This is a genomic window from Chryseobacterium caseinilyticum, from assembly GCF_014837145.1.
Taxonomy (GTDB): Bacteria; Bacteroidota; Bacteroidia; order Flavobacteriales; family Weeksellaceae; genus Chryseobacterium; species Chryseobacterium caseinilyticum.
Window position 1 is genome coordinate 163,543 of the sequence record NZ_JACYFS010000003.1, and the last position, 24,926, is coordinate 188,468.

Below are 24,926 nucleotides of genomic sequence, written 5' to 3' on the forward strand. Positions count from 1 at the left end.
ATGAAGACACTAAACGATTCATTGAGAGATGAATTTTTGGAAATACTAAATAATGATTTCCAAAATAAAATTGAAGAAGACTCATTAGATATCGAAGTTTTAAAGAAGGCTTTTGATGTTCTGCTTAGATTTAAACTTGATTCAGATTTAACGGATAAGGGTCGTGGGGAGTTTGAGAATTTTTTAATCAATTATCTTAAAACAATTAAAAACTAAAACATGATTATTAATAAAGTTGAAATTGAGAACTTCTTTTGTTACGTAGATAAAAATGAGTTTGTTTTTGAGGAAGGTCTAAATATAGTCTCCGCTAAAAACTCTGGAGGAAAATCTCATTTATTCAATGCATTTCATTGGACTTTTTTTAACAACATATATGTTGATAAAGAGGATGATACATCCAAAAAGGAATGGAAAAACGCCAACAAAGTTGTTACCTTACCAGATAGTGTCATTTCTAATTCTGAAGATGGTAGTATTTTAAAAACATCGGTCATGATAACACTTACAGCTGAATATCATGACAACGAAGAAATAAAAGATGATTTAGTTGAGTATCATTTTGAAAAAGAAATGATATATCGTAAATCGGGATATGATACAATTCCGACAGGATATCCAGAATTACAAATTTGGTATGTAAAGGATGGCGAGACAAAATATTTGGACAAAGGAGAATATAGATGGTTTTTGGATAAGCTTTTTCCTGTTAGCATACGCAAGTTCATGTGGTTTCAAGGAGAAACTGTTGATGAATTGTATGATTTTGGGAGGCCAGCTACTTTAAAGAATGCAATTAACGAAATATCTTATTTTCCAATTTACGAAAATTTAGTTGCTATTACTAAAGCGTCTGAAACAAGTATTAGCAGGAAAATTGATACCGAATTGAAGAAAGTCAAGAAATTTTCCGCTGAACAAGAAAAAATAATTGCAGATATAGACCATTCAAAAAACAGGCTATTGGGAATGGATGGAAAAATTATTGACGCAACAAATGAAATTCATAATCTCGAAGATAGTATACTGAAAGAAGAAGATAAACTAAAAGGTTTTGATAAATATTCAGAATTAAAAACAAAACTGAACAAGTTTGAATACGAAATCAAAAGCGCAAACGATAAAATTGATCTCCTTTCTGCACAAGGAAAAGAAAAATTTATTTCTAAATGGATGCTTAATAAATGTGATGATATAATTAAAGAATCCTCAAAAAATCTAAATCTTCTCAGTAAAGAAGTGAAAGACTTTCAAAAATCAGAGAATCCAGTTCCAATCACATTACCTGGACCTGAATACGTACAAAAGATGTTAGAGGATCATATCTGTTATATATGTGAACGACCCGTTGAAGATGATAGCGCTGCATACAAAGCTCTTCAGTCTAGAATGGAAGATTTTAGAAATAATCAGATTCAGAAAATTTTGGCAGATAATTTAACTGAACTTAATCGATTTAAACGAAATTTACTTTCTGAGTTACCAGAAATTTCTGACGAGGTCACTAAAAATGAAGCAGAAATTCAAAAACTTATTGCAACCAGAAAAAAGAGCACAACCCAACGTGATAATTTATTTTCTGAATCCGGTGTTGAAAAGGCTGCAGAAATTACGATTGGCTCTTCCACCGCTGAACAGATAATTAATAAAATTAGAAGTCTAAATAATAGTAGAACAAGCGCCGAAAGAAGGAGGGATAGTTATGAGAATGACAAAAATAACGAAGAGCAGAATCTACAGAATCTGCTTGATAGAAAAGCTAAAATAATTCAAATAGATGATGAGTTTGAAATCACTGAGTTAAAAGCAAAAAAGTATATTGATGTAATAAACAAAGCTTTAATAGGTCTCAAAAGTGAAGCTTACGAAAGCTTAATAAATGAGATAGTAGCAGAAAGCAATACCCTTTATTCGAAATATTTGGGTGGGAAAACACAGGGAGAGATAGAAATTGATAAGGGAGTTAAGATTGTAGATAAACTTACAAAAAGACAATTGTCAAACCTTAATACAGCAGAGTTGACTGCTCAGAAATTGGCAGTAACTAATGCCTTTTTGTCGTTGAGTGAAAAGAAAATGAATAGATCTTTCCCTTTATTAGCTGATGCTCCTACTTCTCAATTTGATGATGATAACACTCTTTTTCTTACTGAAAATTTATCGGGATCATTTAATCAAATAATTATCATGTCGAAAGATTATAATAAATTAAAGGGTAATGAACGACTTGATTTTATTAAGAAAGCAAATATTAGCAGATACTACGAGCTTAAAAATGATTTAATTGATAAGGAAGGACCCGAATCAAGAACAAATAAAAAAACCTTCATAAACACAATTAAATAATGGAAAAATTATTTACAGAAATTAATAAACGAAATGTCCATTATGGAACATACGTCGAACAGATTAGAGATATGTTCGCTCGAAAACAAGAATCTATCGTGAAAAAGGATGATAAATTTTTCTCAAAATACTGGCAGGTCTACGCTTGGTCTGCAATCATTGGCTTTGTTAATGATAAGAGAGAAATTGGAGCTGATTTACCTAATCAATCGTCATTTCAATATCAAATGATAACTAACGGCTCAGAGTCGATTGCCCATGCATTACTTTTAATGGCAATTGGAAAAATAGACGCTAAAGAATCTAGTGATTTTTTGAATTCAAGAAAATTACTAACAACTATTAGTGAGTTTGCAGAAGGAGGAGCAAAGCATATTTTGGAAATTAGACAAACACCAGGATGGGAACGTAAATTTGATAGCCCAGATGATTATTTAATTGAAATTGTTAGGAGATAATTATGTTAGATTCAGCATTTGATTTAGGAGAGCATTTAGAATTACGTAAGTTATCATATAATTTATCAAACGTTTTATGGAGCAAATGGGATATTAATGAGTTTGATTTAAGCTTTGGAAATTGGCAAAAAACTAAATATCTGAATGATACAAACGATGGCCTAAATATTAACATCAGTACAATCCCTTCAGATCGTGGTGGATTATATTTGTTTTATTTAAACTGTAAGACAATTATTGGTATAACTGAAATGCCTTTATATATTGGGAGAGCCCAATTTTCTGAGCATCAAAATTTGAAAAAAAGAGTTAAAGAATATTTTTTAAAATATTCGAGAAATGATGAACGTCCCAAAATAACAAAAATGTTTAAATATTGGTCTGCTGACCTATATTTAGCCTATTACGTTTTAAATCAAAATGAAGATGTGGTAAGTATTGAAAAAAAACTAATTAATTCCCTATTACTACCAATGAATGACGAGATCCCTGATCAAGAAACTAGACAAGCAATAAAAGCTTTTTAATTATGAAAATACCTGCTATAAGAGGATTTGTAGGCGATTGGGTTTATTATACAACAAATTTGACATTTGAACAAATAAGCACAAATGTCTCACGAATTGATGATGAACTTCATAAAGCAAAATCCTTAAACGAATTAATTCAACGAAGCATTACAAATAACTATAAAGGAATTCGTGATTATATACTTAATCAACCAGAAGTTTTTTTTAATGCTTTAGTACTCGCAGCGTACGATTCCTATCCAGATTGGATTGAGGTAGAGCTAAAATATGACAATGAGGAAACTTTTAAAGTTGGATTGTTAGATTTTCCAGACAAACATAAAATTTTTCCGATAGATGGACAGCACCGTGTAGAAGGTATTAAGGCAGCCTTACAAGAAAATCCAGAATTAAGAAACATGCAGATTCCAGCCATTTTTGTAGGACACAAAAATGATGAAGAGGGATTAAAGCGAACTCGAAGACTTTTTTCGACATTAAATAGGTATGCAAAGCCAGTTTTAATGGACGATATTATTGCATTAGATGAAGATGACTCAATTGCTATCATAACTCGGGACTTAATTGAAAATCATCTTTTGTTTGCTGGAGATCGCATAAGTAAAACACATAATAAAGCAATTCCAAACGATGACAAACAAGCTTTCACATCTATTATAACTCTTTATGAATGCAATAGAGAGCTTCTCAGGTTTTTCAGATTACACCAAAAAACCACTGATCCGGATCCGGAAAGAGATGCTGTGAAATTTCAAGATTATCTAAAATACAGACCTTCCGATGAAGAGTTAAACTCTTACAGAAAATTTTGTTTTGATTTTTGGAATGCCTTAACAGAAAACAATAGTAGTATTTCTGACTATTTAATGAAAGAAATTTCAGATGATCAATCTGCTATTCAATATAGAAACTCCGATACGGGCGGTAATTTATTGTTCCGACCAATAGGCTTGTTACCTTTTGTCAAAGCTGTTTATCGAGTTAAGCAAACATCAGAGAAATCAATCGCAGAGATAATTAAAGATTTCGAAAGTCAAAATCTAATTTTGAATGCCAAACCTTGGAAAAGACTTATTTGGGATGACACTAGTAAAACGATGATAATGGCTAATAAAACAATTATAGAGCTCGTTTTATTACTTAAATATGATATTGATTTACTAAAGGTTAGTGAAATTCAGAAAATTAAGAATAAATATATAACTGTTCTGAATCTTGAAGGACAGGAAACTAACGAAGTTTTAGAACACATTTAAATAGAATCTATATAATCGCAATAAATGATTAGCGTCTTCTAAAGCTAAATAATTCTTTGGTCTTATAATATTTAGGTTTTACAGTCAAAAAAGTTTTGTGAAATTTTTTGTAATACCGATTGCTACATATGATACAAAAAAAGTTTATTGAACTTTGTTTTCAATAAACTTTTTATATGGCTGAAAATCAAAAAGATTGTTGGTGGATTTGTAAAAGTACGGAAGTGATTTCTTGGGAAAACCATTTACGGCAAGTCTAAGTCCAATGAGGTTTGCCTGTGTTCTACAGGGATAATATTTTAAACAAACCCAAATTTACAGAATTACAGAAGGGGAGCATGATGAAGAACTAAAAAGGATTTGGAAAACATTTTTAATCTGGTAATAAAAATTGGCAGCACAATCTGTGATGTCAACAAATCTTTATTTAAGCAATCGGTAAAGTTTGTCCGAAAGTTCCTTTTAATATACGTCTGTTTCATATTCGAAGGATGTGCAAAATATGGCTTTCCACCAACCCAAAGTCTGTAGCGAATTTTGAGTTTCGCAAAATCATATTTATTCTATTGATCGTGAAGTAAATAATACTAGATCAAAGAATTATGGACTGGCATGAATAGCATACGGATTTTTAGGGTGAAAAATCATACCACATGTAACCGGAAGATATTATTACACCACAAGATGTTGAGAAGTAAGTTTTTTTGTTTGTGAGAGGGGTTTGGACTAATATTTTAACCTTCATGCGAAGCATAAAATCCCGAAAACATCCAACAATACAGAATATTTTATCGTTCATCTGAGAGGTAATCGCAATATTCAGAGATAAATCACCAAAAGCCGGAGAAAATAAGTTTATTTAATGGTAGCTCTTTTACAAAAAAACACTGGTGTAAAAGGTTTTTTTCAGATCTGTTCAAAAAATCTCAGGATGGTAAAACTATCCCCATTGTTTACAGTACAGATTGTTTTGTTGTAAATTAATGCTTAGCCCCACTTATTTCCTTTTCTAATTAACAACCAAATTTTACGGATTATTTGTGTCAAAAAAACGAGTGTTTTTATCAATCACCTTTTTTCAAAATTATACAAATGGGTGATTTTTATTAATTATTAATTAAATATCTTTGAAATATTTAATACAAATAAGAAAATTTACTAAATTTACTTAACTAATAATCAGAGATCTGAATAAAAAGTCAAATAATATGGATGCTCAAGTAATTCAAGGTTCGGCAAAAAATAAGGAAGAATTAGAAAGTAAACTCAGCCTGTTAGCTCCGAGTAAATTTTTAAACTCCAATTCCATTTTGGATTTTGAAAGGTTCAAAAAGGTTGATATTGACTGGCTGGAATTATTAAATATTGATAAAAACGATGAAGAAGTTATTTCAAGTAATTTTAAAACTACTATTCAATTAATTCAGGAATATTTTTTTAAATATTGGGATAATAAATCCTCATATCTGTTATTTAATGTAGATAGTAAGGGTTTTGAAAAAGTGTTCAATGATCTACTATTATCTGATCCTGAAATAGCAGATAATTATTGGAAATTAGCAGAAATAGGCTTTTGGTCGGATAAAAAACAAAGTGTTGAATATTCAACTACGAATAATATCTTCTGTATTATACATCATGAATCAGAGAGACTTTATTATTTTTCAAACAAAAAATACCCTTATTTCACAAAATCCGATCTTGAAACTGAACTCAAAACAACAAACATAAAAGATTTAAGCATACAAGAGTTTTGGAATAAATTAGATATGCAGGATCTTAAATTAAATGTGAACATTTGTTTTGAAAAATTGACAGACAATACAGTTAATATATTAAATGAAAAACACTTCTTTTCCAAAAATTCATCAATTGACAGAAGTTTAATTTTTCTACGAGAGGAGTTTTTCAGATTAGATAACGAATTAGAGTTTTTAAAGAGGCTAAAAGATGTATATGACAAAAATAAAGTAGATCCTAATGACATTACAAAAGAACTTCCAAATACATCTAAGTTGTATGATATTGCTGCAAACTATTCTACGACTCTAGATCAACAACAACTAAATATTGCAAAGCAAAGCTACTTTGATATTTGTAATAGATATTTTGACGTAGAGGAAAGGAGGCTAAATATCATAAGAGGAATCGAAAGCAATGGTATTTATAAAATTTGTTTGGATGAAAATTTCAAAATAATAAGTCCTACTACAAAACTCGAAGTTACTTCAGTTTACAATCCAAAGCCTAAACGTGGTGATATATTTCAATATGTAAATAAAATATATACGGTTCCATACTCATACAGGAGAGAGGAAAGATACTGTACAGGTCTCTTTAAAGAAAATTGCGGTTATCACTATTATGATGAAATTGGATATAAGCTAGAAGATATTCCCACACCATTTAGAATTGATTTAACAGATCCGTTGGAAGTTTTTAAGGATGGCAAACAAAAAGAAAATATAGATTTTCAATATCAATATTATACTTTTATAAAAACATTTGAAGGGTATATTTCTGAAAATGATGGTAAGCCTCTTGCTCAAATTCTAAAACGATGTGAAGAAGATGAGGAATTCAGAAAAACTTGTGTTATTATAACATATGAATATGATTTTATTCTTACTGAAAAAAAATATCCTGTTGATGCAAAAATATTCTTTGCGCCTCTTCCTACCATGTTTTCCCAAGATATACCTGAATTGAGCATAAGAGAAACTTTGGCTTACAGAATTGCTTGGGAAGGAGCTGAGTTAGGTCAGCTTGTTAATTCTATTAATTTAGCTCCGGGCGAATCCCGTCAAATTTCACTAAGCACATCATTTACACAAAATACGACCAAATCAAGTTCGCTAAAAAACACATCCGATCTAAATACTACAAATTCTTTTGACTTATCAACAGAATTACAAAATGAAGCTACAAAGGAAATTTCTAAAACGGATTCTTTTAGTGCGAATGTTAGTGGCAGCTATGGAGGTATAGTATCTGGTGGGGCCAGTGGAAGCACTACTTCAAGTGTAAAAACATTTACACGCGACATGAGTAAGCTTGCCAGAAAAACTAGTGCCTCTATTAATAGAAGACTGGTATCCGAAGTCAACGAATCTTCTTCCCAATCTATAACTGTTAACGAGTCTTCTAGCAGAACATCAAGCATCTCCAATATCAATCAGGGTTCTACTCTTAATTTGATGATTTACCAAATCAATAATCGTTACAAAAGTGGACTGTTTTTAGATGAGCTTCAAATGTCGATTACAAAAAAAACAGAACTGATTCCTAATTCGGGATTATATGAATTTAAATACTATAATTTCCATAATTTGGATATATATGTTGAAAGCATCATTGATAATATTAATCCTCTGCTTGTTGAGGAAATCTGTTGTTGCGAAAAATCAGTAATCGCTAAAAAACTTGCCGAAAAAATTAATAATACTGTTTATGAAGATTATGCAAAAGAAGGGAATGTATTAAAACTTGAATCAATAGATAATAAAGAATTAAAAGATATTCATAATTCGAATGAAATAGAAAACGTATTTAAAAAGAAAAGAATTCTTCAAAAATTTAGAAATAAAAAAAGTAATTCCTACAATTTAGAAGAATATCAAAAAGAATTGAAAATAAATGAGTTGCTCAAAAAAGAAATAATTACAGATAAAGTTAAAGAAATCTATAATTCGAATACAAAAGAATATTGCGATAATCTAAATACCAAATCACTAATCAATAAAAATCTATTTGAAGATGAGGAATTTAAACAAGAATCTTATTTTACTGTAAATTCAGGTGCATTTTATATTGATTCTTTAGTTGGCATTAATCCGGCAACTGAAAAATATTCTGATGATATGAGAGATCTTGAGAAAGAAAAAGTGGCAGGGAAAAATAACGAACAAAAAATTAAAAATCAGTTATTGCAAAAAGAATTGCCATATATTACAAAAATTTCTAATGAAAATGATGAGAAAAGAAGTATAGCTCATCTTTCTTCAAAAATTAAATGCACTTGTTTTCTGCCCATTTTCTGTTCCTGCTCAAAACACTTTAAAGTTTATGTGGATAATGATCTTATCCGTGATTGCAGAGTAAAGCTCGGGAAAGATAAGTACCATCTTACTTTTGATTGGAGTTTGAGTATGCCAAGTGTTGACAGATTAGAGAAAGAACTTGAAATCATCTATAAAAATAAGGTAATAAAATATCTACCGTGAGAACCATATTAGGTTACCCAAATAATAAAAATTTAAGCTATCCTTCAGATTTAAATGATGGCTCAAATTTTTGTAATTTCTTAAAGGAATATGATTATTCCAAATTTGAAAGAAAACTACAACTTCTAACAGCCAGGCTTGAAGTTAAAAAAGAGGGACTCGCTGATGTAGAAAAATTAAAAAAAGAATTGTCAGACAGCACCAAATTTATGATCTCGAATTGGGGACAGGCTTCTTTACACCTAATGATAATGGTAAAACATGTATCAAAGCTGGTTTTGGATTTAGTTCCTCAAGCTCAATCAATAAGCAAATTACAAGAAATTGCCTATGATGCTGTTGAGGAAATTGAAAATGACGGATTCAAAGCTGTGGAAACTAAAGATGTAATATTTGATTCTTTAGAAAATCTTGCCGATGAATATAAACCTGTCGTTACTGTTATGGAATTCATTAATAACTATGTTACGGAAACCATTGAGAAAGAAGATGAATTGCAACAGTTTATAAAGGATATGAAAAATCAATTTAATAATCTGGATAAGGAAATCAAAAAATACAATACCGAAGTCGAAAAAATCAGTAAAAATCAAAAAGCATTACTAAAACTAAAAGAAGAAATTGAGAATTATATTTCCAAGAATTGTCAGTCTCCTAAAATTATTGACTTTAAAAAAACATAATCTAAAAACTAAATATTATGAATAAGCTCCTAACTTTAATTTTTACTATGATCGTTACATCCGTAACATTTGCCCAACTTTCCCAATTAAAATATAAATTGCCAGATGCTACATTAACAGCAAGTCAGATATGTGGTAAGAAAATTTGTGATCCCGGCTCAGTCGGCAATCTTTTACATTATACAAAAACACCTTTTTCTCCAGCAGTAAACAAAGCCACGTCTGTTGAAGAAGTTGCAATCCAAGTATTAGGACAAACCTTACCCGCAGATAAGATGTTGACCTCCCAAGATTTTAGCACTTGTTCAGAGCTAAGCAAAAATCCATTCAGCACTGCCGATATTGAAAACATTAAGTTTCCGGATGGACGATCGATTGATTATAAAAGAACTGAAAAACTTGAAATGAATATTAAAGCTGCAACGGAAGTTAATGTAAAAGAGTTAATGAAACAGACAACAGATGTAGCAAAAATTGAAAAACTAAGAGCAAAAATTCAAGCAGCTTATCAAAAAATAAACGGAAAAGAATTAACAGTCATAGGCAAATATTCAGAATGGCAATTATCGAAAGATGCACGAGAAAAACTAAAGAAAGGAGATGGCTACCAAGAATGTAGAAAATGGATTGAAAATAATAATCAAAGAATTTTATTGGCTGTAGGAATCGTCTATTTTGAAATCACATTTGAACAGAACAGCCTTGATCAATTAGCTACAGAACTTGATGCAGAATTTGCAAAGGAAGGTTTGACAGCAAACATCTCCTTCACGTTTAAGAAAGAAGTCACAAAACGATTTAAAGCATCAAGTAAAGTATATCAAATACTTATAGTTAGACACGCGGGTATAAAGGGTAAAGAATTTGATGAGACATTCAAAAAACTATAATATTAGAGATTGACAAGGAGAACCATAACGTCTTAAATCTTAAAAGTTCTTACATAATCTATTGCTTCATCCAATGTTTCTAAAATGACATTAGACGAAGCTTGGCATATCGAAAAATATCTTTTGAATTGCTCATCATCTTTTGATCTATCATCAACCAAAACTATCAATTTATTCAATGCACGCGCATAACCTATCTCTAAAGCGAGACCATATCCTGATGGGTTATCTTTAGACATATAGCAAAATAATATATCACATTTTTTCACATGATATAAATCCCAATATGTATACTTTTCAGCTTCATCTAAGTTATGTTGTTGTGGATTAAAAATTTGAAAGCTATCACCTAATTTTTTTACAACATCATCGTGCCAACCGCCTTTAAATCCTCCTGCTAAATAAATCTTTGGTTTCATAAATCTTTGGTTATAAAAATTGAAAAAGGTAATGACATAGACATTTTATAAAATTTATTCCTTGTATTTCTTAAAAATATTGCTGATATAATCAACAAAATATAAAAAATTATTTTTTTGTAGTCACTTTCAAGAAAATAATCAAACTTGTCTCCTATGAGATAATCTAATGTTGAACTTGCCAATCCAATTATCCCAAAAATCATGCATACCGTCGAACAACTACTTGACAACTCAGAACGAAAAGTAAATGTATAAATTTTCGTGTCTGATTCGGGAATATACGACATAACAATACTCCTTATCGTTCTAACTTTGCTATCGCCATCAAAACTCTCACTCAACTTTAAATTTATTTTGTCAATTGCGTTTGTGTATTCAAGCCTTCCTTTAATCTCTCGCTCAATTTTATCCCTAAAAGAAATTTTACAACATACTTCATAAATGAAAATATTAATACCGTAAATAACATATCCTATAATGTAAGAAATGATAATAAATAAAAAATGACCTGTATCTGAAGGGATAGTCAAATCGAATATTACATTTAATAGTAAAAGAACCAATGAGCCGGGAATTAAATACCCAATTATATCCCAAATAAATTCTTTAACAGAACTAAAAATATTTTCCATAACAACAAATTATATAAAACAGCTAGCGCAACCCTCGCCCTCAGCTTGCAAGATCTGATCTTGCCAAGACAAACCAGCCCTTTCATTTCTTCTGTGGGTCTTCAAATAGTGATCTTTCTTTATTGCGTTGACACGTTCAGGGATTTTTAAGTCCTCAAGCTTTTCTTCCATCCATGAATAGCCTTCTTTTTCATAAGAAATAGCTTCTTCAAATAATTTTGGGTGTTGCTCTAACAACCAAACCCATTCAATTTTTTGTTGGTAGAAACAGAAAAAACAACCCGATCTACTACGAGCATAAGTTCCTGTTTTAATTTCTCCATCAATTTCTACATGATAATCAATAGGTTTATAATAACCGGGAATGCCAACTCCGGAATCTTCTAATATTTGAAAAATATCATCAATAATAAGATTTTCATCATTATCAATTAATGAAAATGAATCCAATTTTCCTACAGGATAATCTGTTCCTTTCAGCCATTCAAAAACTACACGGTTAAAAAGTTTCACATTGGTGTCTAAAAGAGCATTTAATTTCTGTTTTTGAGTAAAACGCATTGAAATTGGTTGTTCAACATACTTTATTATTAAATCAATATTATCCGGTTGTAATAACTTATAGTGCTCGGTTATAAAAGAAATATTGGAGTTATTTAAAAATTTTCTTATTACATCTTCGCTCCAAATATTTTTACGAAAAGGAAATATGGTTTGTATGTTTTCTCTTTTGGATATATATCCATCTCTGTTCTCGTCTCCTCTAATTCCAACATATGATATAGTCGGTTCGTTTCCTATATGTTGCTCAAAGGGCTCTAACTTCATTTTATTGGTACACCATCTCGCAGTCGCTGAAGGAAGATATCCGCCATAGATTGCTAAGAAATGATCAAAAGGATTTCTCATTGGTGAATTTGATTCATCAATGGATTTATACAGGCTTATTTCTTTACCTAGGACTGAATTCAACTTGCTTATTAAATCATAAGTTTCCGTTAATTCCTTTCCTGTATCGCATGTGTAATAATCTACATCTATTTCGGGATGCTTCTGGCTCATATAAATAGCAAGTGCTGCACTATCTTTACCTCCAGAAATACCTAATACGTGTCTAACTTCCGACATACCTCTAGTTGTTTATTAGTTCCTCATTTAATAATTGAAATAACAACTGTTTACGCTGTTTTTCACCCAATCCTCCAATGATATTTAAAACTTGTGTTCTGGGGTTGGCAATTTCTTCCTCAAAGTCTTCATCTAAAATAAGCTTATTTTCCATTTGATTCCCATCTACATTTAAAAATGTTAAAGAAATCATTCTTCTGTTTCGTTCGGATCTAAATTCATGTAAAGTAGAAACTTCAAAAAGTTTTCTTGAATAGTTAGCTACGTTATTCATCAAAATGATTTCCTCACTATCTAACATTTTATCAATCGGTTTTCCTAATGCGACGTCTGCAACCGATTTTAACCAAGATTCTCGATCGTCAATATGAGAAACTAGCCTTCTATAAAATACACTATTTTCTTTTGCTAATAATTCAGGCTTAATAGAACTTAAACGTTCAATCAATTCTACTTTATAACGGTTAAATTCTGAATTTTCGCATTCCAAACTTTTTAAAATCTGTTCTTCAATACGGTTTAGTAGCTGATCATAAGCGGTCCTAATTTCCAAAATCGCATCCTTGATATGAAAAATATATGTATTGAAGTCCTCTTCATTATCTTCAAAATTTATATTATTAAATCCTAAAGCTTGAGGAAATAGAATAAACAAGGCTTCTTCCGGATCTTTAGCATTTTGAATTGCTTCTCTGAAGTTAAATGACTTAGCACTAATTGACCTAGTTTTCTTACTATAATCATTAAGTGAATTGTAAAATCGAAGAAAATTTCCATAAACAGTGAGGAATGACGATTTGGCACCATTTGACTCAATTTGAGATTGCACTAATTCTTTATAACTTTCTAACAAATTAAGTTTTAGGCCTTCAACCTTGTAGCTTTTTATTGAATACAACGTTGGATTTTTATATATTAGATCTAAAATACCTTCATCGATGTATGGTATAAATCCATTTTGATCATGAAATAGTGCATAGTCTTCTTTCTTTATAATCAAAAATGAAAGAATCCATAAATCAAGAATTCCTTTTTTTAATTTATATGGAGCTTCATTTAAGATATTAAATAGTTCACCTAGATTTCTTCTCGAAGATACCGAACTATTGAGAAATGATTCACATTCATCCCATAGAGGTTTCCACGACAGGTCCTGTGGTGCTCTAAATTCAAAGTATCCGAGCTTTTCATTTTTGTAATGAATTCCTTTATCTTCAAATAATGAAACGTAAATTGATTTTTCAGGAGGAAATTTGTCTTTTTCAAATCCAAGACCTTCTTCTGAGCCGTGATTTAGAAGTTGAATAAACAATTTTTTACGAGCGGTTGAAATTTGAGAACTTATAAATTCTCTATTAATTAATTCATTTTTGTAAATAGGTTCACTATAATAGACTTTTTCACAAACTATTGAAAGCTGTATATTTAATTCTTTTTTGCTGCTAATTTGCTTATCCTCACCGTCAAAAAACCATTTATTATCATTTTCAGGGACAAATAAATCATTTAAAATTATTTTTTCTAATTGTTTTATATAATATTCAATTTCTTTTGTAAGTATTTTCTTCGCAACAATATCTTCATTCCGAGATTTTAATACATAGTTTAATTTATGAATATTGAATATTGTTTCGTGAATATTGCTCGTGTTTTTATATAATACAAATAAATTTGCACCTGAATTTTTTGATAGATTTTTTATTTTTTTTGCCGTTAGTTTTTCATCAAAAATCAAATTGATATAACCGTCAATAGCACCTTTCGGAGATGTAATTCCATCTACATTTTCTAGTATTTTAAATTCGAAATATCTTGGCGTCCCTTTTTCATAGGAATATCTTTTTGCCGATAAAATGGGGAATTTTAGTAACGAGTTAATTTCTTCCTCAAGTTTGAAATCTACATTAATTTCCTTAGAAACATTTGCTAATTCCTGATCAATGTCCAGATCCGTTCCTTCAAGAAAATTAAGTTTTTTACTATGTCTAAAAAAACGGATAATCCCAGCATTCAAAAGTTGATTTACAACATCTGAAACTTTCTTTGTTGGATAATGATAAACTAGTCCTAAGTATTGACTCAATATATTTTGATCTAACAGAGAATCCGTTTTAGCAAATATATTAAGCAAACAAACACATTTTATGATTTGATTTGCAATTGTATAATCGACCTTCTCTTCAAATATTAATTCGGCTCTGTCAAATGCCCTAAATGCTATTTGCCACTGAACACGGTGAGGATTTTTATAATTATTAACTTCACTAGAAAGATTTCTGACTATGTAATCAAATACTTGATCAACAGAATATTGTTGCTCATATTGTAAGCCATTATTTTCCAGATCATTAAAAAAAGAGAACAAGGATCTTTCGTTCTGTCCATATCTTTGAAAACTATTAACTAAAACATTTATAGATAGCCAATCAAGTGGATAAATAGATTCCGCCAAATCAGCGTAAGTCTCAATATTTAAGTTAAAAAACTCTGTCGAAGCAATAAAATTATTGAGTTTCTCACAATTTTGTCTATTAATCTTTGCGGGACTCAAATTCTTTAATGTTTTACTAGCAAAAAAGATAAGTTGTTCTATCGGCTCATTAAACAAAAGCTCTTTGAATCTACCTTTTACCTTTTCCCATTCACGCCTTTCTAAATTACTAAGATTACTGCTATATTCAGAAAAATCCTGATGAAGCGTAATAATAAATTTTACATTTTTAAGCTCATCATTTGCCCATTCGGAGATCTGTTGAATTAAATATAAATCATCAGAATTACCTGTCTTATTAATATATTCTAGAAATTTCCCAAATTCATCAACTACGATAACAAGATCCTTCCCTTTATTTTCTGTAATTTTATATTTTGCGTTTAGATTATTTAAAATAGCTTTATGATCGTTATTCTCACACTTTAAAGCAGTAGAGAAAGCTTTGCTAATTGAGATATTTTCACCGATGATTTTCAAGAAGTCATATCCATTTTTATTTGATATGTCAGATGAAAAATACGTAACATTTTTTTTCAAATTTTGCTCAGAAGCCCACAAAAAAGTTGACTTTCCTGTGCCATAATTACCAACAATCGTATATGAGTTTACTGCTTTATTTCTATTACTAAAAATATTCGCAAATATTTCCACAGCATTTTTTGTTACTATGTAATTTAGAGATTTACTTTCATCTCTTATAATATTTGTTGAAATGTTATTGTGCATAGTGTCGACTAAGAATATTATCTCTTTCTACTTTATTGTTATTTTTTATCTGGATATTCGCCATACCTCCATCTTCATTATAAACAAAATTGTCAGATGTTTCTTTAAGCTTCTGAAGCTGTTCTTCTAAACTGTCATTTGTCATACAGAAATAATTACCAATCGTTTCTTGTAGTAATTTATAACTTAAAGTATTTTTATTTAATCCATCAGCAATTTCCATAACAGCGAAAGCGAAAATATAAGGTGGTATGTGTCTAAATGTTTTATTTATCCTAAAAACATCTTTTTCTGACGATTCAATTAAATTAAGTTCAAGAAGCGGCGAATTAAAATCATCCTCTAAAGTTTTACTGTCTTTAGAAATAGACAAATAGGATCTTATAAATACTTTAAAATCAGTAGACAACGTATTTGGACTTACTGCTTTTAAATCACTGTCCTCAATCATTTTTCTTAAAAAATTAATGACTTTTTCCTCCGTGAATTCGTATGAAACTTTATCTTTAAAATAATCCGTAAATAAAATATTAAAAATACTTGCATATCCTGTATGACATAAGTAGAACTGCAATAACCAAAGAGTTCCTTCATCTTCCAAATAAGGATCAAGTCCGTTTAGTCCTAACAAAAAATCTCCTATCGGTGTAATTTTATGAGATGATGTAATATAAAATGATTCTAACCAATATTTAACAGATGAAACCATATTTTTTCCAACACCTAAGAATTTAATTGCTTTAGAAGTATCATTAAATGCTACATTTTCACATTCTTCTATAAATCTAACGCCTTTTAACAACCACTGTTGCTTACAGTGGAAAGTGTCGTGTCCGGAAAACCTCATATCGTAAAGAAAATTGTTAAATTATTTACAAATGGAGAAATCTCTCCAATGATATCAAAATGCTAAGATATAAAAATATTGGATGAGTTTCTCCATTTACAATACAATTCTTATAATATCATTTTACAAAAAATGATATTATGATTTTTGCTGAATGAAAACTATGACAATCTCTGTTTCAAAAATTTTTATTATCACACTGAAGGGAATACAAATAGATATAAATAATTAATAAGCAATATGTTAAAATAAGAAAGAATATTTTGAATGCGAAGCATTTGCAATTGTTATTTAGAAGCATTAGGCGATTCTAAAATAAGTGATCTGCTAAACTATAGAATTTTTAGAAGAATTTACTCTAATAGTTTTTTTATTGAATTAATCCAGCTTCCTATAATTTGATCATGAACATAAATACAGAATTAAGAAACAGCCACCCTTTTAGCCACCCCTAAAAACAAAAAAGACTGATAATCAATGATTAACAGTCTTTTTAAGTACCCCAGACGGGACTTGAACCCGTACATCCTTGCGGATACAGGATTTTAAGTCCTGCGTGTCTACCAATTCCACCACCAGGGCGTGATGAGAGCGAAAAACGGGACTCGAACCCGCGACCCCAACCTTGGCAAGGTTGTGCTCTACCAGCTGAGCTATTTTCGCAATAAGTGCGGATGAAGGGACTCGAACCCCCACGCCTCACGGCACCAGATCCTAAGTCTGGCGTGGCTACCAATTACACCACATCCGCATGATTATTGAAATATTTTAAAGAACTTCCTTCGTTTTTGTGAGTGCAAATATAGGGCAAAAAATCATAACTGCAAGTCTTTTGCAACTTTTTTTTCATTTTTTTTAAAATTTTATTTCTTCCTTTATTTTTACGTTTCATTTTATTACTTTTACATCTTTAACATTTAATGATATGGAATTACAAGGTACGGTAAAGAAAATCTCTGAAGTTCAGTCTTTTGCAAGTGGTTTTCAGAAAAGAGAAATGGTGATTTTGACGCAGGAGCAGTATCCGCAGCCAATCAACATCGAATTTTTGCAGGATAAGATCAATTTGCTTGATAATGTTTCTGAAGGTGAAAATGTGAAAGTGGGAATCAACATCAGAGGTAGAGAATGGGTCTCTCCACAAGGCGAAACTAAATATTTCAACTCTATTACAGGATGGAGAGTTGAAAAGGTAATGGATAACAACAGCGCAGAGCCTACGCATGCAACACCAAGCCAGTCTGCATCGCCAGCTGCTTCTAATGCAAACCCTTTTGAGGAAGAAGACGACGATCTTCCTTTCTAATCGAAATCTAAAATCAAAATACAATCCTGCTTTCCGAAAAAAAGTGGGATTTTTTGTCTTATGGTAAAACTTGATCCCAAAGAAATAACTTTTCCTGACCCGGAATTTTACGATGGCCACGAAGGTATTATCGCTTACGGCGGCGACCTGTCGGCAGACCGTGTGTGGTTTGCCTATCAAAACGGTATTTTTCCGTGGTTTAATCCGGATGAAGAGATTCTCTGGTGGTGTCCCGATCCGAGATTTGTACTTTTTCCCGAAGAAGTAAAAATTTCAAAGTCGATGAAGAAAATTTTAGACAGGAACATTTTCACATTCACCGAAAATCAATGTTTTGAAGAAGTTATCCGGAACTGTCAGCAGACAGCGAGAAAAGATCAGGACGGAACGTGGCTTTCAGAAGAACTTATTCAGGTTTTTCTGCAATTTCACAGGTATGGTTTGGCAAAAAGTATTGAAGTTTGGCAAAATGACGAATTGGTTGGAGGATTCTATGGTTTGAAAATCGGAAATGTTTTCTGTGGCGAAAGCATGTTCAGCAAAGTGAGTAATGCTTCAAAAGCAGGTTTTATAACGTTTGTAGAGAAAAATAAAGATTCTCTCACGCTTATCGACTGTCAGTCTCACACACCTCACCTTGAAAGTCTTGGAGCACGGATGATTGCCAAAAAAGATTTTTTACATATTTTAAAGGATAATTATCAGATTTAAAACCGATGAAACTCACCATTTTAAGCGGAGCCGGAATCAGCGCTGAGAGCGGAATTAAAACCTTTAGAGACGGCGACGGGCTTTGGGAAAACCACAGCATCACAGACGTTGCAAGTCCGGAAGGATGGCGGAAAAACAGAGCATTAGTTCTTGATTTTTACAACCAGAGACGCCGTCAGCTGCATGAAGTAGAACCCAACGAGGCTCATAAATTGCTTGCAGAACTGGAAAAGTATTTTGAATTACAAATTATCACTCAAAACATAGACGACCTCCACGAAAGATCAGGTTCTACAAATATCACTCATCTTCATGGCGAACTATTTAAATCCTGCTCGTGCAACAACAAAAATCTGATTTACGAGCAGAAAAAGGACATCAACATTGGCGACAAAGCGGAAGACGGAGCTCAGCTCAGACCTTTTATCGTTTGGTTTGGCGAAGAAGTTCCTATGATGGAAAAAGCAAACAAGCTCGCCCGTGAGGCCGATATTTTCCTTGTTATTGGAACATCTCTTCAAGTCTATCCAGCCGCAGGATTGGTTCATGAGATTAAAGATGACTGTTTACTGATTGTTGTGAATCCCAACGAAACCAATTTCGGTTACGGGCAAAGAGCTGTTATGATGAAAGAGACTGCGACTCAGGGAATGAAGCTGTTGTTTGACAAACTTGTGGATTTGGCTTGAAAACTTTTAAAATTAAATTTTCAGAAAGAAAATATGAATTTATACAAATTTGTTTCTGCAAAAGAACTGCTGGAACTGGGAGATAAAAATTTCAAAGAATTTTCTCCTGACTTTTCTCTCTGTTTTTATTTAAACACTACAAAGAATCAGATTAGTGATAAGAATTTAGTTTTTCTGGTGACTTGTGAAATTCCTGAAAATAACGTTTTTAATGAAATAATTGAAAAAAAAGACCATTTTTTTATCGATTCTGAAAATCTGCCAACTTTTAATCAACTTTTTGACAGAATTAAAATCATTGATGTACTCACAGAAAAGATAGACGATGCAGATGATAATTTAAAAAATTGTGTAGGGCGTCAGGGTAGTTTTCTAAAAGAACGGCTTGAGGAATTTCTAAATACCAATGACAGAAATATCATTTCTTATGATGATTATTTTAATGATCTGGAGAGTGAAAACTTTGCTTATAATCCTGATCAGGTTTCAGATTCGGAAGAAGAATTTGAAAAGATTAAGAATGAGATCGAAGAATCAGCTGGCATTTTAGAGAGAAAGAAAGAGAAAACAGTTCATATAGAGACAATTAAGGAAGCAATAGATTTTTTAATCACTGAAGATTTGGATGATGAGAGTATTAAAAATCTTAAAAATAAATCACTCGCTTCACGATTGGGATATTTTGGAGGTGATATAGATTTTCATTTTGGCTACGGAATGTATCTTCGTAACCTTTTCTTTTATAAAAACAATAATCATAAATTTTTAAATGACATAAAAAACGCTCATCACTTTGTTGATGAAGGTGAATTAGGTGAAGGAATTATTTATGATTTATTATGGCGGAAACTAAACAATTGTGAAACAACATGTGAAAATATTAAAAAAATAAAAGACATTGAGAAACAATTTCAGGATGATTCTAAAACTGAATCTTTCCACATTTTTTATGATAAATTAAAACTTCTATCTTATAACTTTACTGCAGAAGAAATTAAAAAATATTTGGAGTTGAATAGCAAAATGGAAGACGATGATGAAAATTTTGAAGAATCGTACTATCAACAAAAAGCGTTATTGGCAAGACTGAATGAAGAAGAAAGAAAAATATTTGAAAAATTAAAACAGAATTATTTTAGCATTCAAAACATTTTCAACAAATTAAACACAAAACATGAATGAACAACACAAGAAAAAAACAAGCAAATTCCTCAGCTATGTTCTCCGGCATCATCCTGAATTGATTGGTTTACATTTAGATGAAAACGGCTGGGCAAATGTGGAGGAATTCATTGTAAAATCAACCAATGGCAGTCATGGTTTTACTTTCGAAGAACTCAGTGACATCGTGGAAACCAATGACAAAAAACGCTTTGTTTTTAATGAAGATCACACCAGAATCAGAGCCAATCAAGGGCATTCGGTCGGGATTGATTTAAATTTAAAACCTCAGCTGCCTGCTGAATTTCTTTATCACGGAACGGCTCAGTCAAATGTTAATTCAATTTTAGAAAACGGCATTGAAAAGAGGAGCCGCCAGCACGTTCACTTAAGTTTAGACAGAGAAACCGCAACAAAAGTCGGAATGCGTCACGGAAAACCTGTAATTTTAACCATTAAAACAAAAGAAATGTCTGAAGACGGCATTCCTTTTTATCTCTCAGAAAACGGAGTCTGGCTGACGGATTTTGTGGATGTGAAATATATTTCAAAGGATATATAAAATTTCCCATCCGACTTACTACAAAATATTTAAATGAAAAGAACTTTAGCCATTGGCGACATTCACGGAGGATTTAAGGCCTTAAAACAGGTTTTGGAAAGAGCAGAAGTTACAGAAAATGATAAACTGATTTTTCTTGGAGATTACGTCGACGGCTGGAGCGAGTCTGCTCAGATTATTCATTTTCTGATGGAACTTTCGCAAAAACAGGAATGTGTTTTCATTAAAGGAAATCACGATGCGTGGGCTGAAGAATGGCTTTCGTTTGGCTCTGAGCCCGCTGTTTGGCTAAACAATGGAGGACAGAGTACAGTCGACAGTTATGTGGATTATTCTTTAGATAAGATTGAATCACATCTTGAGTTTTTTCAGAATATGAAAAACTATTATGTAGACGAAGACAACAGACTCTTTATTCATGCAGGTTACACTTCAATTGATGGTCCGGAGGCTGAAATGTATACTGCAGACAGCCGTTGGGACAGAACACTTTGGGAAGCAGCCATCACAATGGACAAAAAGCTGAAGGAAAATCCTGATTTATTCCCTAAAAAATTACTGCTTTTTAAAGAAATTTTTATCGGTCACACGCATACTTTACATTTAGGAATTACAGAACCTGTAAAAAAAAGCAATGTGTGGAATCTTGATACAGGCGCAGCTTTTACAGGAGCGCTCTCGATCATGGATGTTGACACAAAAGAATTTTGGCAGAGCGAACCGCTTACCATTTTATATCCAGAAGAAAGAGGTAGAAACCGTCAAAAGGTTAAACTAAAAATTTAAAGTATAAGTTTAATCAATTTTAATCTTCTTTAAATGACTGGCAATTCCAAACCAATGAATTTATGAAACCTACACATCTCCTCTTTTTACTGATTTCCTCTTTCATTTTCTCTCAGAATCAGTATCAGACTCCTTTCGAAAAGGGTAACGGAAATAAAACGGCAACCTATGAGGAAATGAATAATTTCTATGAGAACCTTGCAAAAAATTTCAACACTATTCAATATCTTCAAAAAGGTGTAGACGATAATGGAAAACCAATCTATGTCGTAGTTTACAATCCTTTTAATGAGAAAGATTTTGAAAAATTGCGAAAGGAAAAAGCCGTTCTCTTTATCAACAACGGAATTCATCCAGGCGAGCCCGACGGAATCGATGCGACCATGATACTGATGCGGGATTTAGCATTAAAAAAAATTAAAACTCCTGAAAATTTTGTCATCGCCGCAATTTCTGCCTACAACATCAGCGGGATGCTGAACCGTGGAGCGTTTTCAAGAGCCAACCAAAACGGTCCAGAGAAATATGGTTTCAGAGGAAATGCACGAAATTTAGACCTCAACAGAGATTTCGTCAAGGCTGATTCTAAAAACGCAAAAAGCTTTCAGGAACTTTTCCAGTGGCTGAAACCGGATGTTTTTATTGACAATCACGTGAGCAACGGGGCAGATTATCAGTATACTTTTACTTATATTTCTACTTTCAAAGAGCGTTTGGGGAAAGTTTTAGGTGAATATTTTTACAATGATTTTCAGGCTAAAAATTTACTGGATTTAAAAAAGCTTGGTTACGAAAGCACACCATACGTCAATATCCACGGTGATGTTCCCGATATTGGATTTGCTGCTTTTGAAGATACTCCAAGATATTCGACTGGCTATGCTTCGCTTTTCAACACTTTGGCCACGATGCCTGAAACGCATATGCTGAAACCTTATGACAAACGCGTGGATGCGACTTACAAATACATGCTTGTGAATCTTCAGAATTTAGACAAAGATTATCTTAAAATCAAGCGACTGAGACTTGAAAATCTGAAACATTACAAAGCCGGGCAACAGTATGGCATCCGCTGGAAAATAGATTCCACACAATATTCAACCATGAATTTTAAAGGTTTTGAAGGAAAATATAAACCAAGCGAAATTTCGGGGAAGCCTAGGTTGTATTATGACAGAAACAAACCTTTCACAAAAGAGATAAAACTTTTTACAACAGCGATTCCTACCGGCTACATTACCATTCCGGAGTATTATGTAATTCCACAGTCGCAATACCGGGTGATTGAAGAATTAAAGAGAAATCAGATCCACATGAAACTGATCCGAAAAGACAGTGCAATCGCCGTAGAATCTTATAAAATTGATGATTTTAAAACCGTTAAAAATCCAGCAGAAGGCCATTATCTGCATTACGACACCAAAGTTTCTCGTTCAGATAAAAAAATAACGTTTCAAGCGGGAGATTATCTCGTTTCAACCCAACAGTTTGGTGTAAAGTATATTATTGAAACACTGGAACCGGAAGCCAAAGATTCATTCTTCAACTGGAATTTCTTCGACGGAATTCTATCTCAGAAAGAATATTTTTCAGCTTACATTTTTGAAGATACCGCTGCAGAACTGTTGAAAAAAGAGAAAGATTTAAAACAGAAATTTGAAGCTAAAAAAGCCTCAGACAAAGAATTTTCCACCGACGGAGCGGCACAGATCGACTGGATTTACCGGAACTCTCCGTATTTCGAGGAAAAAACTTTCAGGCAATATCCTATCTACAGAATTCTGTAAACAAAAAAGACGCTTCAGCTGAAACGTCTTTTTTCTATCTTTTAGGTAACCCTTTTTTTAAAGCTAATTCGGCTCTGGCTACGGCTTTACGCTCCTTCCAGTCCATATATTTCTTTTTAAAATTCTTCTTCATCACATCATCAAACTTCCTTTGAACAGTAAGATTCCAAAGCGACTGCGCTTTTACCGCCCACGATTTGTCCCACGCTCTGAGCGAGATTGAGAAGCTTCCGTCGAGGTATTTCATCCAGTGCCACCATCCCGTCGGCATAAACAAGGTATCGCCGTGCTCGAGGAAGCATTCGATTCCTTCCACTCCATCCAAAGCGGGAAATTTAGCAAAATCAGGATTGGCAATATCGTAGTCTTCCAGTGCGTAGGTAGCATAAGGAAGTTTATACAATCTCTGTTTCCATTTGTTTTCAAAAAGAAGAACGTGTTTTCTTCCGTTAAAATGGGTATGAAAAATATGGGCTAAATCTATATCGTAATGTAAAAACGTTACCGAACCTTTCCCTCCGAAAAACATCCCGGGATATTTATCCAGAAATCCACCCATCAATTCTTTTGGTGGAATATAATCGTCCAGCAACTTTTTTGCCTGCTTGATAGGATCAAAAAAGAAAATCCTCAAATCTGTAGGTTCCCTTTGTATAAGATCAATATAATCTGCAAACTTCATTTTGGTCGTCGGCGTATTGATTGGTGCAGCAGGATCAGCCTTTTTCGAATCGTATAACGGAACTTCCACATCGCCTACCGCTTCCTTCACATACTCCATTGTCCATTTTTGGTAAGCCGGCCATTTTCTTGCCATATTCTTTATGACAACCGGTTTTCTTGGCTTTAAGTATTTTTCAATAAAATCTTCCTGAGTAATATCGTCTACAACATCAATCGGCTTTAAGATAACTCCCATTTTTTAAAAAAATTAATGTTACAAAATTATTAAATAAATGCATATGCAGACGAAATAAAGATTTTTTTAATCTATGATGTTCATCACATTTAATTTAGAATCGGTAAAAATATCTTTTTTTTGTTTTCAAAACTGAAATGTGTAATTCAGTTAATTCGGAATATTCTCAAAAATTCTGTACTGCTTTTAGCAGTTCTGATTTTCCTTTGTCTTAAAAACTTTCCGCATCACAGATTCCAGTCAACAGAAAGTGAATTTTAATACCGTTCCTGATCGCTTTTCTTTTCACTTGTGAACTGTGTTTTAACTATTTCAAAAAAATTATATCTCTATGAGTAGTAACAAATCCTGATTCTTTTAAACTAATAGT

22 protein-coding genes and 3 tRNA genes are annotated in these 24,926 nt (G+C 32.1%); 15 read left to right on the forward strand and 10 right to left on the reverse strand.

From position 1 onward, the window contains the following. The 8 genes from IC610_RS11360 to IC610_RS11395 all read left to right on the forward strand — a co-directional run bounded on the left by IC610_RS11360 (position 1) and on the right by IC610_RS11395 (position 10,386). Positions 1-216, forward strand: coding sequence for a hypothetical protein (locus tag IC610_RS11360; protein ID WP_191736962.1), 216 nt, complete (start codon positions 1-3; stop codon positions 214-216). 3 nt (positions 217-219) lie between these two features. Continuing rightward, positions 220-2,346, forward strand: a complete 2,127-nt coding sequence (locus tag IC610_RS11365) for a hypothetical protein (RefSeq protein ID WP_191736963.1) — start codon at positions 220-222, stop codon at positions 2,344-2,346. Next, the gene (locus IC610_RS11370; protein WP_191736964.1) at positions 2,346-2,804 is read left to right on the forward strand and encodes a hypothetical protein; all 459 of its coding nucleotides are present in this window, start codon (positions 2,346-2,348) and stop codon (positions 2,802-2,804) included. Before IC610_RS11365 ends, IC610_RS11370 begins: the two co-directional genes overlap by 1 nt. Positions 2,805-2,806: 2 nt before the next feature. Beyond that, positions 2,807-3,331 carry a GIY-YIG nuclease family protein gene (locus IC610_RS11375; RefSeq protein ID WP_191736965.1) on the forward strand — a complete coding sequence of 175 codons (525 nt, stop codon included), beginning with the start codon at positions 2,807-2,809 and terminating at the stop codon, positions 3,329-3,331. Positions 3,332-3,333: 2 nt separating this feature from the next. Further along, positions 3,334-4,590 (forward strand): DNA sulfur modification protein DndB, encoded by a 1,257-nt coding sequence (locus tag IC610_RS11380; RefSeq protein WP_191736966.1) that lies wholly within the window; start codon positions 3,334-3,336, stop codon positions 4,588-4,590. Positions 4,591-5,798: 1,208 nt separating this feature from the next. After that, positions 5,799-8,813 carry a hypothetical protein gene (locus IC610_RS11385; RefSeq protein WP_191736967.1) on the forward strand — a complete coding sequence of 1,005 codons (3,015 nt, stop codon included), beginning with the start codon at positions 5,799-5,801 and terminating at the stop codon, positions 8,811-8,813. After that, positions 8,810-9,496: a hypothetical protein gene (locus tag IC610_RS11390; protein ID WP_191736968.1), complete on the forward strand. Its 687-nt coding sequence runs from the start codon at positions 8,810-8,812 to the stop codon at positions 9,494-9,496. Before IC610_RS11385 ends, IC610_RS11390 begins: the two co-directional genes overlap by 4 nt. A 17-nt stretch (positions 9,497-9,513) precedes the next feature. Further along, positions 9,514-10,386 carry a hypothetical protein gene (locus IC610_RS11395; RefSeq protein ID WP_191736969.1) on the forward strand — a complete coding sequence of 291 codons (873 nt, stop codon included), beginning with the start codon at positions 9,514-9,516 and terminating at the stop codon, positions 10,384-10,386. A 32-nt stretch (positions 10,387-10,418) separates the two neighbouring features. Here IC610_RS11395 and IC610_RS11400 read toward each other — a convergent pair whose 3' ends face one another. The 9 genes from IC610_RS11400 to IC610_RS11440 form a co-directional block, all read right to left on the reverse strand. Next, a complete protein-coding gene (locus IC610_RS11400; RefSeq protein WP_191736970.1) occupies positions 10,419-10,805 on the reverse strand; it encodes a nucleoside 2-deoxyribosyltransferase domain-containing protein in 387 nt (128 codons plus the stop codon). Then, complete coding sequence (locus IC610_RS11405; protein ID WP_191736971.1) at positions 10,802-11,440, reverse strand: hypothetical protein; 639 nt, start codon at positions 11,438-11,440, stop codon at positions 10,802-10,804. Before IC610_RS11405 ends, IC610_RS11400 begins: the two co-directional genes overlap by 4 nt. 9 nt (positions 11,441-11,449) lie before the next feature. Next, on the reverse strand, positions 11,450-12,568 hold the full coding sequence (locus IC610_RS11410; protein ID WP_191736972.1) for a phosphoadenosine phosphosulfate reductase family protein: 1,119 nt from the start codon (positions 12,566-12,568) through the stop codon (positions 11,450-11,452). A gap of 4 nt (positions 12,569-12,572) precedes the next feature. Next, complete coding sequence (locus IC610_RS11415; RefSeq protein ID WP_191736973.1) at positions 12,573-15,788, reverse strand: hypothetical protein; 3,216 nt, start codon at positions 15,786-15,788, stop codon at positions 12,573-12,575. Continuing rightward, a complete protein-coding gene (locus IC610_RS11420) occupies positions 15,778-16,635 on the reverse strand; it encodes a DUF4007 family protein (protein WP_191736974.1) in 858 nt (285 codons plus the stop codon). The genes IC610_RS11415 and IC610_RS11420 overlap by 11 nt, the downstream gene beginning before the upstream one ends. A 498-nt stretch (positions 16,636-17,133) precedes the next feature. Beyond that, positions 17,134-17,217: transfer RNA gene (locus tag IC610_RS11425), tRNA-Leu, on the reverse strand. A gap of 8 nt (positions 17,218-17,225) precedes the next feature. Continuing rightward, positions 17,226-17,298: transfer RNA gene (locus IC610_RS11430), tRNA-Gly, on the reverse strand. A 6-nt stretch (positions 17,299-17,304) separates the two neighbouring features. Next, positions 17,305-17,386, reverse strand: a tRNA-Leu gene (locus IC610_RS11435). Next, the gene (locus IC610_RS11440; protein WP_157844535.1) at positions 17,372-17,527 is read right to left on the reverse strand and encodes a hypothetical protein; all 156 of its coding nucleotides are present in this window, start codon (positions 17,525-17,527) and stop codon (positions 17,372-17,374) included. Before IC610_RS11440 ends, IC610_RS11435 begins: the two co-directional genes overlap by 15 nt. Before the next feature lie 33 nt (positions 17,528-17,560). Between IC610_RS11440 and IC610_RS11445 the strand changes: the two genes are divergently transcribed. The 7 genes from IC610_RS11445 to IC610_RS11475 all read left to right on the forward strand — a co-directional run bounded on the left by IC610_RS11445 (position 17,561) and on the right by IC610_RS11475 (position 23,637). Beyond that, on the forward strand, positions 17,561-17,941 hold the full coding sequence (locus tag IC610_RS11445) for a DUF3127 domain-containing protein (protein ID WP_191736975.1): 381 nt from the start codon (positions 17,561-17,563) through the stop codon (positions 17,939-17,941). A gap of 60 nt (positions 17,942-18,001) precedes the next feature. Then, positions 18,002-18,652 carry a leucyl/phenylalanyl-tRNA--protein transferase gene (gene aat / locus IC610_RS11450; RefSeq protein ID WP_191736976.1) on the forward strand — a complete coding sequence of 217 codons (651 nt, stop codon included), beginning with the start codon at positions 18,002-18,004 and terminating at the stop codon, positions 18,650-18,652. A gap of 5 nt (positions 18,653-18,657) precedes the next feature. Continuing rightward, positions 18,658-19,341 (forward strand): SIR2 family NAD-dependent protein deacylase, encoded by a 684-nt coding sequence (locus IC610_RS11455; protein WP_191736977.1) that lies wholly within the window; start codon positions 18,658-18,660, stop codon positions 19,339-19,341. A gap of 33 nt (positions 19,342-19,374) precedes the next feature. Continuing rightward, complete coding sequence (locus IC610_RS11460; protein ID WP_191736978.1) at positions 19,375-20,523, forward strand: hypothetical protein; 1,149 nt, start codon at positions 19,375-19,377, stop codon at positions 20,521-20,523. Then, entirely contained in the window at positions 20,516-21,064 is a 549-nt protein-coding gene (locus IC610_RS11465; protein WP_191736979.1) for an RNA 2'-phosphotransferase, read from the forward strand. The genes IC610_RS11460 and IC610_RS11465 overlap by 8 nt, the downstream gene beginning before the upstream one ends. 33 nt (positions 21,065-21,097) lie before the next feature. After that, on the forward strand, positions 21,098-21,850 hold the full coding sequence (locus tag IC610_RS11470) for a metallophosphoesterase (RefSeq protein ID WP_191736980.1): 753 nt from the start codon (positions 21,098-21,100) through the stop codon (positions 21,848-21,850). Between the two features lie 62 nt (positions 21,851-21,912). Further along, positions 21,913-23,637, forward strand: coding sequence for a M14 family metallopeptidase (locus IC610_RS11475; RefSeq protein ID WP_191736981.1), 1,725 nt, complete (start codon positions 21,913-21,915; stop codon positions 23,635-23,637). A 34-nt stretch (positions 23,638-23,671) separates the two neighbouring features. On the opposite strand, the gene IC610_RS11480 is transcribed toward IC610_RS11475, so the two are convergent. After that, complete coding sequence (locus IC610_RS11480) at positions 23,672-24,556, reverse strand: cupin-like domain-containing protein (RefSeq protein ID WP_191736982.1); 885 nt, start codon at positions 24,554-24,556, stop codon at positions 23,672-23,674. Positions 24,557-24,926: the final 370 nt, after the last annotated feature.

Bases quoted from the DNA above. Each gene is read 5' to 3' on its own strand.
- IC610_RS11440 (WP_157844535.1), bottom strand. From the start codon at position 17,527: ATGAAACGTAAAAATAAAGGAAGAAATAAAATTTTAAAAAAAATGAAA.
- IC610_RS11420 (WP_191736974.1), bottom strand. From the start codon at position 16,635: ATGAGGTTTTCCGGACACGACACTTTCCACTGTAAGCAACAGTGGTTG.
- aat (WP_191736976.1), top strand. From the start codon at position 18,002: ATGGTAAAACTTGATCCCAAAGAAATAACTTTTCCTGACCCGGAATTT.
- IC610_RS11445 (WP_191736975.1), top strand. From the start codon at position 17,561: ATGGAATTACAAGGTACGGTAAAGAAAATCTCTGAAGTTCAGTCTTTT.
- IC610_RS11470 (WP_191736980.1), top strand. From the start codon at position 21,098: ATGAAAAGAACTTTAGCCATTGGCGACATTCACGGAGGATTTAAGGCC.
- IC610_RS11370 (WP_191736964.1), top strand. From the start codon at position 2,346: ATGGAAAAATTATTTACAGAAATTAATAAACGAAATGTCCATTATGGA.
- IC610_RS11460 (WP_191736978.1), top strand. From the start codon at position 19,375: ATGAATTTATACAAATTTGTTTCTGCAAAAGAACTGCTGGAACTGGGA.
- IC610_RS11365 (WP_191736963.1), top strand. From the start codon at position 220: ATGATTATTAATAAAGTTGAAATTGAGAACTTCTTTTGTTACGTAGAT.
- IC610_RS11385 (WP_191736967.1), top strand. From the start codon at position 5,799: ATGGATGCTCAAGTAATTCAAGGTTCGGCAAAAAATAAGGAAGAATTA.
- IC610_RS11480 (WP_191736982.1), bottom strand. From the start codon at position 24,556: ATGGGAGTTATCTTAAAGCCGATTGATGTTGTAGACGATATTACTCAG.
- IC610_RS11465 (WP_191736979.1), top strand. From the start codon at position 20,516: ATGAATGAACAACACAAGAAAAAAACAAGCAAATTCCTCAGCTATGTT.
- IC610_RS11405 (WP_191736971.1), bottom strand. From the start codon at position 11,440: ATGGAAAATATTTTTAGTTCTGTTAAAGAATTTATTTGGGATATAATT.
- IC610_RS11475 (WP_191736981.1), top strand. From the start codon at position 21,913: ATGAAACCTACACATCTCCTCTTTTTACTGATTTCCTCTTTCATTTTC.
- IC610_RS11455 (WP_191736977.1), top strand. From the start codon at position 18,658: ATGAAACTCACCATTTTAAGCGGAGCCGGAATCAGCGCTGAGAGCGGA.
- IC610_RS11395 (WP_191736969.1), top strand. From the start codon at position 9,514: ATGAATAAGCTCCTAACTTTAATTTTTACTATGATCGTTACATCCGTA.
- IC610_RS11380 (WP_191736966.1), top strand. From the start codon at position 3,334: ATGAAAATACCTGCTATAAGAGGATTTGTAGGCGATTGGGTTTATTAT.
- IC610_RS11360 (WP_191736962.1), top strand. From the start codon at position 1: ATGAAGACACTAAACGATTCATTGAGAGATGAATTTTTGGAAATACTA.
- IC610_RS11375 (WP_191736965.1), top strand. From the start codon at position 2,807: ATGTTAGATTCAGCATTTGATTTAGGAGAGCATTTAGAATTACGTAAG.
- IC610_RS11410 (WP_191736972.1), bottom strand. From the start codon at position 12,568: ATGTCGGAAGTTAGACACGTATTAGGTATTTCTGGAGGTAAAGATAGT.
- IC610_RS11400 (WP_191736970.1), bottom strand. From the start codon at position 10,805: ATGAAACCAAAGATTTATTTAGCAGGAGGATTTAAAGGCGGTTGGCAC.
- IC610_RS11415 (WP_191736973.1), bottom strand. From the start codon at position 15,788: ATGCACAATAACATTTCAACAAATATTATAAGAGATGAAAGTAAATCT.